Here is an 11,686-nt window from a genome sequence, read left to right as displayed (position 1 = left end):
CCGTAAAGTCAGGTCGTCTGTGTACAGTTTGTATTTCCTGCTGAAGGGATGAGAGCTTGGGAAGGAACGGTATGCGCTTATGAATATTACGAAACGGCAATCTGACATCGTGGAATATCTTTTGGAGCAACCCCAAGAGGTTACGGCTGGGGAAATTGCCGAGAAGATCAATGTCAGCACAAGGACAGTTCACCGGGAACTCGGTGCAGTCGAGCATTGGCTGGCGGCTCATGAGGTAAAGCTGGAGAAAAAATCAGGGATCGGTATCTATGTGGATGCCGACCCGGCTCAGCTTGCAAGCCTGCGGGAGCAATTGATGCATACGAAGTCGGACGACTATTCGGCTGAGGAAAGAAAGATCGTGGTTCTTTGTATGCTTCTGGATACACAGGAGCCGATCAAGCTGCTGGCGCTGGCTTCTGATTTGAAGGTCACGATCACTACTGTCAGCCATGATCTGGACGAATTGCAAGGCTGGATCGGGGAACGGGGACTCGTGCTTGTGCGCAGACGGGGATACGGTGTCGAGATTACAGGCCGGGAGATGGACAAAAGACGGGCGATTTCCGAGCTGGCTCTCGAATATTTGGATGAATCTGATTTGTTTTCCAGTCGGGAGGAACTTCGTCCTGTGACACGTGTCGCCGACAAATTGTTGGAGATGATTGGCAGAGAGAACCTGCTGACCGTGGAAAATACTCTCTGGCAGCCCCATGATAAATGGCTGGAAAACATGGTGGAAAGCAAATATATGGAGCTGCTGATTCAAATTTGTGTTTCGCTAGCACGTCTGCGACTCGGGTATGTTGTGGATCATCGTCTCTCGTATTCGAAAACAGATTCGGATGAGAATATCATGCTGCGCGCGGCTATGGTGGAACGCATATGCACGGAATTGTCAGAGGCGCTGGATATGGACTTTCCAGAGCCGGAACGATCTTATTTCAGGCTGTTGTTTCGTGATGCCGAGGATCATTCCACCCGGCTGCTGCCGCTGGATGATCTCGTACTGCTGGAGACCGTTCATGAGTTGATTTGCCGTGTGGAGGAAGAGACAGGCACGCCATTGGCAGAGGATCGCGTTCTGCGTGAAGGGCTGATTGCCCATATGGCTCCGGTACTCAAACGTTTGAAGGAAGGCAGGTCGATCCGCAACCCCCTCCTTCAGCAAATCCGCAAGGATTACGGCAGCTTGTTCGACTCGGTGAAAAAGGCTGCCGCGGACATGACAGACATGGAAGTACCGGATGAAGAGATCGGATTTCTCGTCATGCATTTCGGCGCTTCGCTGGAACGGCTGCGACAATTCCGGCGAGAGGTACGGGCCATCGTTGTCTGCACGAGCGGCATTGGATCATCCAGACTTCTGGCAACAAGGCTCGCCAAGGAGCTGCCACAGATCAAAATTGTAGATAGGGCGTCATGGTTCGAGGCAGCGCGAATTCCGAAGGAGGATTATGATCTGATCATTTCGACAGTGGAACTGCCGCTTGAACCGGATCGATATCTCAAGATCAGCCCGCTGCTGACGCAGGAGGAGAGTGATCGCCTGCGTAACTTTATCCAGCATATTACACTCAAGCATCCCAATGATCATCAGCAGGAACAGGCTATTCAGCCCGGTCAGGGCATGGAGTGGCTTACCGGGCTGCGGAAAAGTCTCGAGGAAATTGTACACATTGTACAGCAATTTCAAGTATATCCGCTTGAAAATCAGGGGATGGATATGCAGGCTACCGTACAGGCCATATGCATGCTGGAGGCGGGGCGGGGAAATGTCACAGAGCCTTCTGCCGTTGCCGCACAACTTATGGAAAGAGAGCGCCAAGGTAGTCAGGTTATCCCTGATACCTCGATTGCTCTAGTTCATACGCGCAGCCACTATATTCGCGAGCCTTCGCTTACCTTGTATAAGCTGGCAGAGCCGCTGCTGACGGATGCAGGCGAACAGGTAGAATGCGTGCTGCTGATGTTGGGACCTCGTGAGTTGCCGAGAGAAAGCCTGGAGGTATTGAGCGAGATTAGTGCATTACTTTTGCAGGAAGAGATGGTTATGCTACTGGAGCGCGGTAGTCGGGAGCATATTGCCAATTATATATCGAGTGAACTGGCTGAATTTTTTCACAGTAAATTAGGAACAGGGAGGAACCTACCGTGAGCATAATGACGATAGATAAAGTAAAAATGAACGCAACCGCCAAAGACAAATATGAGGCGATACGCATGGCTGGACAGATCCTGCTGGATGCGGGACATATTACAAGTGAGTACATTGACAAGATGCTTGAACGCGAGGAGATCGTGTCCACTTATATCGGGAATGGGTTGGCTATTCCACATGGCACGAAGGAATCCAAAATGTTAATTCAATCGACAGGAATCTCGATCATTCAGTTCCCGCAAGGTGTAGATTTTGGGGAAGAAAAAGCATATATGGTGATCGGCATCGCAGCACAAGGCGGCGATCATATGGAGATTCTGACGGGTATCGCTATGGTGTGTGCGGAGGAAGAAAACATGGACAAACTTCGTAACGCGGTGACCCCTCAGGAAATTATTGATCTGTTTGAAAGTGAGATGGAGCTATGAGAGCCGTCCACTTTGGAGCAGGAAATATCGGTCGCGGCTTTATCGGATTAATTCTGTCGCGTGCAGGCTATGAGGTTGTCTTTTCGGATGTTAACGACGCGCTTATATCCGAGTTACGCCGTCGCAAGCAATACACTGTAGAGTTGGCGAATGATACCAAGGACACGGAGACGGTCACGAATGTAACGGCGATTGACGGCAAAGATGTAGTGGCTGTAGCGGATGCGGTAGATCACGCTGATCTGGTAACGACCGCAGTGGGCGTCAGCATCCTCAAGCATATTGCAGCAGGCATCGCGGAGGGAATCAAGCGGCGGGTAGAGCGAGGGGCAGGGCCGTTACATGTGATCGCCTGTGAAAATGCAATCGGGGGTAGCGCCCAACTGAAAGAGCATGTTTTTGCACTACTGGATGAGGCGACCCGTGCCAAGGCAGAGGTTTCAGTGTATTTTCCCAATGCTGCTGTAGACCGGATTGTACCGATCCAGCATCATGAGGACCCGTTGCATGTGCAGGTAGAGCCTTTTTACGAGTGGGTTGTGGATCGTTCGCAAATGGCTCCTGACCATAAAGAGATCGAAGGAATCCTTTACGTGCAGGATTTGGAGCCCTACATTGAACGCAAGCTGTTCACGGTAAATACAGGGCATTGCGTGGCGGCCTATCTTGGTTATATGGCAGGTTATGCTACGATTCAGGAGGCCATGAAGGACAGCAAGGTGGTGGATTCGATACAAGGAGCATTGGAGGAAACAGGGGCGGTGCTTGTAAAGCGCTTCGGTTTGGATCAAGGGGAGCATAAAAAGTACATTTCCAAAATTTTGGATCGCTTCCGCAATCCTAATCTGACAGACGAGGTTACTCGGGTCGGACGTTCACCATTGCGCAAGCTGTCTCCCAATGACCGTCTTGTACGTCCCGCGCTGCAAGCACAGGAGTATGGCATCCTGACGGATCATCTGGCGTTAGGAATGGCTGCTGCCTGTAAATTTGATATTGCGGAAGATCCCGAGGCAGTCGAGCTTCAGCAGATAATCCGCAGCGAAGGACTGGGTGTGGCGCTGACACGTTATACATCCATACCTGCCGATCACCCGCTACATCGGCAGGTTCTGGAGCAATATGATATTATAAATTCATAAAACAACGAATTAACGCATGATATTTTCGATAATCCTCTTGAAGACAAACATTCTGCATCAACACTAAAGTGTTCTGCTGGGATGTGCTTCAAGGGGATTTTTTATTATTCGTGATAAACATCACATAACAATCTGCCCGAATTATTTTATATTGATAATGATTATCATTATCTATAAAATGATATTTATGATCTTATTTTATTAGGGAGGATTACAGTGAAACCGATATATATAACCTTAGGGTTTCTTTTTTTGGCGCTTGGAGTTATTGGTGTGGTGGTGCCGTTGCTGCCTACTACGCCGTTTTTGCTGCTGGCGGCTTTTTTCTTTATGCGGGGGTCTGAAAGGCTTCACCAATGGTTTTCGAACACCTCTTTATACCATAAGCATCTGGAGAGCTTTGTCCAAACAAGATCATTGAAGTTGTCTACGAAAATCATATCATTGGGCTTAGCGTCAGCCATGCTGATTACGGGCTTTATTTTCACCCCCACCGTGTGGGCCAAAACGCTGATCGTTATGGTTATTCTGTTTAAATATTATTTCTTTATATTCCGAATCGGGACCGTGAAGGGAGCTGCGGTAGAAACTCTCTCTCCATCTGAAGCTGTCCCTACGACGAAAAAAAGGTCCAAGATGGTCGACAGCCGTCTGCTCGGTCTGGTAGAACATTCTCGAAAATATATCGTATTGGGTGTGCTGGTGCAGTGGATCGGTCTTTTAGGCAGTATAGCCGCTGTGTTGTCCATGTCCTTTCTTTTGCAGCAGGCATGGGCCGGACAAGTGACTCGTCAGCTGATTTTATCGGCGACGGTTATTGTTTTTGCTGCGATTGCAGTTCGATGCCTCAGTAATTATGCAGCAAGCATGTTGTCTTATCGGGCTTCGGTGAATGCAAAAAAAACGCTGCGCTCACAGATTTATGGCAAGTTGCTAAAGCTGGGACCCTCGTATACGGATCATACATCCACCTCGGGGGTTATTCAGGTTGCTGTAGAAGGAGTAGAGCAGCTTGAGACTTATTTCGGCAGATACATGCCTCAGTTGTTTTACAGTCTGCTTGCCCCCGTCACATTGTTTATCACCCTATCTTTTGTCAGTTTCAAGGCAGCTATTATTCTGTTGATCTGCGTACCCCTGATTCCCGTATCGATCATTGTCATTATGCGGATGGCTAAAAAACTGTTTCGAAAATACTGGGGCAGCTATGTCAATTTGGGTCACAGCTTTTTGGAAAATGTACAGGGTCTGACGACGCTCAAAATGTACGGTACAGACCAGGAGAAACATCAGGAAATGAATACAGCGGCTGAGGATTTTCGCAAAATGACGATGAAAGTGCTGACCATGCAGCTAAATTCCGTAGCCGTCATGGATCTTATCGCATACGGCGGTGCCGCTGCGGGCGTGCTGGTTGCAGTGAGCGAATATGGTTCGGGCCATATTGGCTTGGCGGGAGCGCTGATCATTGTGTTACTGTCAGCAGAGTTTTTCATTCCGCTGCGTTTGCTGGGTTCTTACTTTCACATCGCTATGAACGGAATGGCAGCAAGTGACAAAATATTTCAAATGCTGAGCACGGAAGACCTTGTCCAAGGAAAAGAAAGCATAGAAAATACGGATATTCGACTGGAGCAAGTGAGTTTTGCCTACGACGAAAGAGATACTTTGCGAAATATATCTATGGATATTCCTCAGGGCAGCTTCGTTTCGATTGTTGGAGAATCGGGCTCTGGTAAAAGTACGGTAGCCGGATTGATCGTTGGTCATCATGAGGGCTATCGAGGAAGCCTGACCGTGGGAGGAACCGAGCTTACCGACATTTCGGAAGAAAGCCGCATGCACCATATGACCTGGATCGGCTTCAACAGCTATATTTTCAAAGGTACGGTTGAAGCTAATTTAAGAATGGGAAATGAGCACGCAGACGAGGAACAAATGCTGGCAGTCTTGCGGGAGGTGAAGCTGTATGACTTCATTCTCTCACAAGGAGGGCTGGAACTGGAGTTGGAGGAACAGGGAGCGAATCTGTCAGGTGGACAACGACAACGGCTGGCGCTGGCCAGAGCGCTGCTGCATGATAGCCATGTGTACATTTTTGACGAGGCTACCTCTAACATCGACAGTGAGAGTGAGGAAGGTATTATGGAGGTTATCCATGCGCTAGCAGGCCAAAAAACAGTCATTCTTATCTCGCACAGACTGGAAAACGTTGTCCAATCTGACCGCATCTATGTGCTGCAAAACGGTCTTTTGGCAGAATCCGGCACACATCAGGAGCTTTTGAATCAGCAGGGACATTATGCGGAGATGTACCTCAGTCAACACCGGGTAGAACAATTTGTAAAAGGGGGTGCTGTCTATGCGTAGACACGGATTACGGATCATGGCCCAATTGTTGATATTGGCCGGGCCCCTTTTACCTGTGCTGCTCATAACGATCATTACCGGGGTGCTTGGTTTTGTTTGTGCTATCGGCATTATTGTCTACGGAGCTCTTGCTCTGCTGACAGCAACGGGCATCACCACAGGCTACAGCATGACGTTTTTGCTGACAGCTATCGTTGTTTGTGCCGTATTGCGCGGCGCATTTCGTTATGGCGAGCAAATGAGTGGTCATTATCTGGCATTCAAGCTGCTGGCTGTGCTGCGTGACAAGGTGCTTCAAGTTTTGCGAAGACTGGCTCCTGCCAAGCTGGAAGGCAAGGACAAGGGAAATCTGATCTCGCTGATTACAAGTGACATTGAACTGCTGGAAGTATTTTATGCGCATACGATAGCGCCGATTATGATCGGCATCATCACTTCGCTGCTCATGGTATTTTTTATTGGTTCCTATGAACCTGGATTAGGTTGGCTGGCTGCGCTTGCTTACATAACGGTGGGGCTGTTTATTCCACTGTTAACGTCGCGTATGGGTAGACGTCAGGGGATGGAATATCGGAGCAGCTTCGGCAAGCTTAGCAGTTATTTTCTGGACAGCTTACGTGGTATGAAGGAAATCGTACAATTCGGGCGCGGGGAACAACGGCTGGCGGAGATTAACCGTCGTACAGATCAATTGGATGCCAAGCAGAAGGGCTTGAAGCAGCATGAAGGCGTCACAAGAGCGGTGACAGATGCGGCTGTAGTGGGATTTTCCTTTCTGATGCTGCTGGCGGGATTATACGGTATGTCCAAAGGTCAGGTTAGCTTTACAGGAATGTTGGTTTCTGTCATTGCTTTGTTCAGTTCATTTGGTCCGGTGGTCGCGCTCAGCAATTTGTCCAACAATTTGCTTCAAACGCTGGCGAGCGGGGAACGAGTGCTGAGTCTGCTGGAGGAAACCCCGGAGGTAGAGGAAAATGTTCACGGAATGAGCGTTGCTTTTACTGGGGCAGAGGTAGACAAGGTTACTTTTGCATACGGTGGTGAAACCGTGCTGAATGATGTAAGTCTCACGATACCGCATAAGCGGATTACAGGCATTCAGGGGAAAAGCGGCTCTGGCAAGTCAACGCTGCTTAAGCTGCTGATGCGATTCAGGGACCCGCAGCAGGGCAAAATTTTGCTGTCAGGACATGATTTAAAGGAAATCGGGACCCGGCATTTGAGAGGGTTGCAAAGCTATGTCGATCAGGATACGTTCCTGTTTGATGACACGATTGCAGCCAATATCAAAATCGGAAAGCCTGATGCGACGCACGAGCAGGTTGTGCAAGCAGCTCGCAAGGCGTCGGTGCATGATTTTATCATGACCTTGCCACAAGGGTATGACAGCCGCGTCGGAGAATTGGGGGACAGGCTGTCCGGTGGCGAGCGTCAGCGGTTGGGGCTGGCCAGAGCCTTTGTCCATGATGCGCCTCTCCTACTGCTGGACGAGCCTACCAGTAATTTGGACAGCCTGAACGAAGCCATTATTTTGAAATCGTTAAAGGAACAGCAGCAGGACAAAACCATTGTTCTTGTTTCGCACCGAAGCTCCACCATGCGGATTGCCGATGATATTTTCCAAATGGATCATCGCAGATTGTCCTGAGATGAGATCAAGTGAATGATTGTCATGCCTTGAGGGCTGATGCTGTAGCCTGTTCATGGTTTTGTCATAAAATGGAGTGTGCGTGTGAAATGGAAGCAGCATCCGTATTGAAAATCATCCGACTTTTCAAGCTTGTCATATTTTGATAGCCTATTAGGTGAAAATTTTGCTAAAGCCTGAGGTATATTGACGAGTCATAAACATCATAAATGATGGATGAACAGAGGCTGGAAGCCGATGTACAGAAATGGGTGGTGAACAGGAATGTCTGATTTCAAACAGCTTGAGCACACAACATATCCAACATATGAAGGCTATGATTTGGGTCTGACTTATACATCTGCGGGCAGCCTGTTTAAAGTATGGGCACCAACTGCGCAGCAGGTTCATGTAGCGCTGTATGACGACGCGGGGATGTACGATCAGGAAGGGAACGTTCAGGAGCATGGCGGCGGCCAGGAATTTCCGATGAGCCGTGATGATCGAGGTGTATGGTCCGTAGCACTGGAAGGCGACTGGAATAGATATTATTACATGTACAGGCTGGAGTGGGCGGATAGCACCGTTCATTATGCCGTCGATCCTTATGCGACAGCGGTGTCAGCCAACGGTCAGCGTACGGCGATCCTTGATTTGGCGCCAACCAACCCGGACGGATGGGAAGAGGACACGGGTCCTACATTGGAGCGGGCGACGGATGCCGTTATCTATGAGCTTCATGTGCGCGATTTTTCAATGGATGCACATTTTAATACGGGTGAAAAAGACATGTCTGCCGTACAGGGGAAGTTTGCGGCCTTTACGTACTCGGGTTTAAAGGATACGGCGGGTAACACCATCGGGCTGGACCATTTGCTGGAACTGGGCATTACACATGTTCATTTGCTCCCAGTGGCTGATTTCCATACGGTGAATGATTTGACGGAATTCAAAACTGAATATAACTGGGGCTATGACCCGCAGCACTATAATGTACCGGAGGGATCGTATTCCTCGAACCCGGCCGACCCGGAGGCACGTGTACGAGAGCTGAAGCAACTGGTGCAGTCTTTGCACACTGCTGGCATCGGTATCATTCTGGACGTCGTGTACAACCATACGTATTCGGTGGAAAAGGGACCGTTTGAACCTGTCGTACCCGGTTATTATTACCGGACGGATGAGCAGGGACAGCTTACCAACGGATCGGGGGTAGGCAATGAGGTGGCAACCGAACGCCCGATGGTGCGCAAGTATATCAAGGATTCACTGCGCTATTGGGCTAAGGAATATCATATAGACGGCTTCCGGTTTGATTTGATGGGATTGATTGATACACCGACCGTGGAGCAGCTTACACAAGAGTTGCGGACTGAGGTGCGTCCCGATCTACTGATCTATGGTGAGCCTTGGACGGGGGGAGAGTCCCCGCAGCCTTTGCTGACGTTAAAAGGAACGCAGCGAGACAAGGGCTTTGCTGTTTTTAACGACAACTACCGCTCTGCTATCAAGGGTGACAGTGACGGTACCGGGAGCGGCTTTACTACGGGGGCATGGAATCAGGAGGAGCAGGTGCTTAAAGGCGTCTTTGGCGCTATTCATGATTTTACAGCCCAGCCTTCGGAGGCCATCAATTATGTAACAGCGCATGATAATCTCAATCTGTGGGATAAAATTGTAACGGTAAGAGGTTTGCGTGAGTACTGTGGTTTTCCGCATTGGGAGCAGGGGAAGCCACAGGATGGGAGAACAGCTGAACAAGCTGTGGCTGAAGCAGATCCATATCGGGAGCTGGATGAAAAAGCTTTGCTGGAGGATGAAACCGTACGAAAATCCTTACTGGCAAACGGCATGGTCCTGACCTCGCAGGGCGTTCCTTTTTTCCATGCAGGTGATGAATTCCTGCGCTCCAAATATGGGGATCATAACAGCTATCACAGCGTGGATGCAGTGAATGCCATACGTTGGGCTAATAAAGCGAGATTTCGCCCGGTGTTTGACTACTATCAGGGGTTAATCGCTTTGCGACGCAGTCACCCGGCGTTCCGCATGGATCATCGTGAGCTGGTAGAGCAGCATATGGAGGTGCTGCAAAGCAGCGGAAATGTGGTGGCTTTTGCGCTGAGGCATCACGCTAACGGCGACATATGGAATCATATTGTGGTCATTTATAACGGTTCGGATACGGAGCAAACGGTATTACTACCTGCAGAATCGGATCGCTGGCATGTTGTTGTGGATGCACACGGAGCTGGAATCGAGATACGATACGAGGTAGCAGGTCATCGTGTGACTGTTTCGCGCTGGTCGATGATGGTGTTGTACGATCAGGAGGAACCATCTCAAGTCTCCTTATTGGCTGAACAGGATCAGGAAATCGCAACAGGCGAATCTGCTTCTTTTCGCACGGTTGAATTGATCTATGAGCGTGCAGATCGGCAGTATTCCGGCTGGAATGTATGGGTATGGGGAACTGGATACCGGGACGGACATGTGGAATTACGCGATCTGGAGGATGGTCGTGCGGTAGCGCGTATTCAGGTGGCCCTTGATGTACAGCGAATCGGCTACATTGTTCGGCTCAATCAATGGGATGCCAAGGATATTGAGGCAGATCGATATATTGAAGTAGACCCGACCCGGTCTGTGATGCAGGTATTGATTCATAGTGGCCGAGAAGAATATTTGCTGCTGGTAAACGATAACCGGGCGGGCTAGATTTTTATGGCTGGTTGCCTCGGATATCCTAAAATAGCGTTTTTAAATAGCATTTTTCGATGATTTCGAGAAATGCTATATTTTTGCAAACGTGTGTCAGTTTCAGAAAAAAGGGGTAAAATAGAATTATGGACTTGTTTAGCAGGCAAGATTCTTGGAGAAAATCATGGGTAAGATAACCTGAAGGAGGTTGTATATCATGAGTTCTAATGGAGGAAGTATTCAACTAACCGCCCAGCCGAGAACAGAGAAGAAAGGTTCGGCCATTCGTGGCTTGAGGTTAAAAGGACGGATTCCAGCTGTGGTTTACGGCTCTGAGCTTGAAGGAACCCCTGTACATGTCGATGCCAAGGAATTTAATAAAGTAGTCAAGACTGGACGTTCAGAAGTATTTAACCTCACAATAGAGGGTGAAGAGACGATACCAGTTATCATTAAAGATTATCAACAGCGTGACAATCATTGGCTGCATGCCGATTTTTTGAAAATATCCAAAAACAAGCCGCTTCGCGTGCGTGTTTCTATTGATTATCAAGGAACCCCTGCAGGTACAAAAAAGGGTGGGATTTTGCAAGTTCAGGAAACGGAAGTCGAAGTCGAGGGGCTTCCCGCCGATTTGCCATCTACCATTGAAGTCGATGTATCTGCATTGGAGGTTGGTGACAAAGTCAGCGCAAGCGATTTGAAGCTTCCAAAAGGAGTAACACTCCACGTCCCTGGAGAAGAGCTGCTTGCTTCTATCATTGTCTCGCGTGCGGCTGAAGTAGAAAATGCTGCTGTGGAAGGTGATGCGGCGGCAACTGAAGGCGCCGGAAAGGCTTCCGAAAACAAGGAAGCCTAGTCTTATTGCTCGTTGCAAACTTCTATAATCGTATTACCTATTTTTAAATAATAAAGAAGCTCCTTCGGGGGTTTCTTTTTTTTGTCCTCTTCCCTCGCATATGCCACAATAGCGGTTTTCGACCTTTTTGCATAAATAACTTAAAAAATCACACCTTTTATTCGACAAAATCTTACATCATTTTCAAATTGTTTTAGTTATAATGGACAAGCAAGATGAATTTTTTGGGAAATTTTATTTAAAATTAATTATCTTGGGAGAAGGGGAAGAGAAACAATTTTCGTGCATAAGGGGGGAGATTGTACTAGTCCTTGGTTCGGGAGCAGGGGGTGCCTGCTGCGGTTGATAATCCATATAATGGATGAAATGAGGACCGGTGAAGTGAATGTTACATGCACG

The 11,686-nt window shown here is 48.6% G+C and carries 7 protein-coding genes; all 7 read left to right on the top strand.

The window, feature by feature from the left end; genetic code table 11:
- Window positions 1–79 precede the first annotated feature (79 nt).
- The 7 genes from BAZ21_RS21095 (at window position 80) to BAZ21_RS21065 (ending at window position 11,287) form a co-directional block, all read left to right on the top strand.
- Window positions 80–2,158: a BglG family transcription antiterminator gene (locus BAZ21_RS21095; protein ID WP_068504867.1), complete on the top strand. Its 2,079-nt coding sequence runs from the start codon at window positions 80–82 to the stop codon at window positions 2,156–2,158.
- Window positions 2,155–2,589 carry a PTS sugar transporter subunit IIA gene (locus tag BAZ21_RS21090; protein ID WP_068504866.1) on the top strand — a complete coding sequence of 145 codons (435 nt, stop codon included), beginning with the start codon at window positions 2,155–2,157 and terminating at the stop codon, window positions 2,587–2,589. Before BAZ21_RS21095 ends, BAZ21_RS21090 begins: the two co-directional genes overlap by 4 nt.
- Complete coding sequence (locus BAZ21_RS21085) at window positions 2,586–3,731, top strand: mannitol-1-phosphate 5-dehydrogenase (protein WP_068504863.1); 1,146 nt, start codon at window positions 2,586–2,588, stop codon at window positions 3,729–3,731. The genes BAZ21_RS21090 and BAZ21_RS21085 overlap by 4 nt, the downstream gene beginning before the upstream one ends.
- Window positions 3,732–3,947: 216 nt before the next feature.
- A complete protein-coding gene (locus BAZ21_RS21080; protein WP_084011802.1) occupies window positions 3,948–6,101 on the top strand; it encodes a DUF454 family protein in 2,154 nt (717 codons plus the stop codon).
- Window positions 6,094–7,749, top strand: a complete 1,656-nt coding sequence (locus BAZ21_RS21075) for an amino acid ABC transporter ATP-binding/permease protein (protein ID WP_068504862.1) — start codon at window positions 6,094–6,096, stop codon at window positions 7,747–7,749. Before BAZ21_RS21080 ends, BAZ21_RS21075 begins: the two co-directional genes overlap by 8 nt.
- A 264-nt stretch (window positions 7,750–8,013) precedes the next feature.
- Window positions 8,014–10,446, top strand: coding sequence for a type I pullulanase (pulA, locus tag BAZ21_RS21070; RefSeq protein WP_068504859.1), 2,433 nt, complete (start codon window positions 8,014–8,016; stop codon window positions 10,444–10,446).
- Window positions 10,447–10,645: 199 nt separating this feature from the next.
- Entirely contained in the window at window positions 10,646–11,287 is a 642-nt protein-coding gene (locus BAZ21_RS21065; protein ID WP_068504857.1) for a 50S ribosomal protein L25, read from the top strand.
- Window positions 11,288–11,686 lie beyond the last annotated feature (399 nt).

It is taken from the genome of Paenibacillus kribbensis (assembly GCF_001705305.1).
GTDB classification, from domain to species: Bacteria; Bacillota; Bacilli; order Paenibacillales; family Paenibacillaceae; genus Paenibacillus; species Paenibacillus kribbensis_B.
Note: the sequence above shows the minus strand (reverse complement) of the source record. Positions and strands in the feature narration are given on the sequence as shown.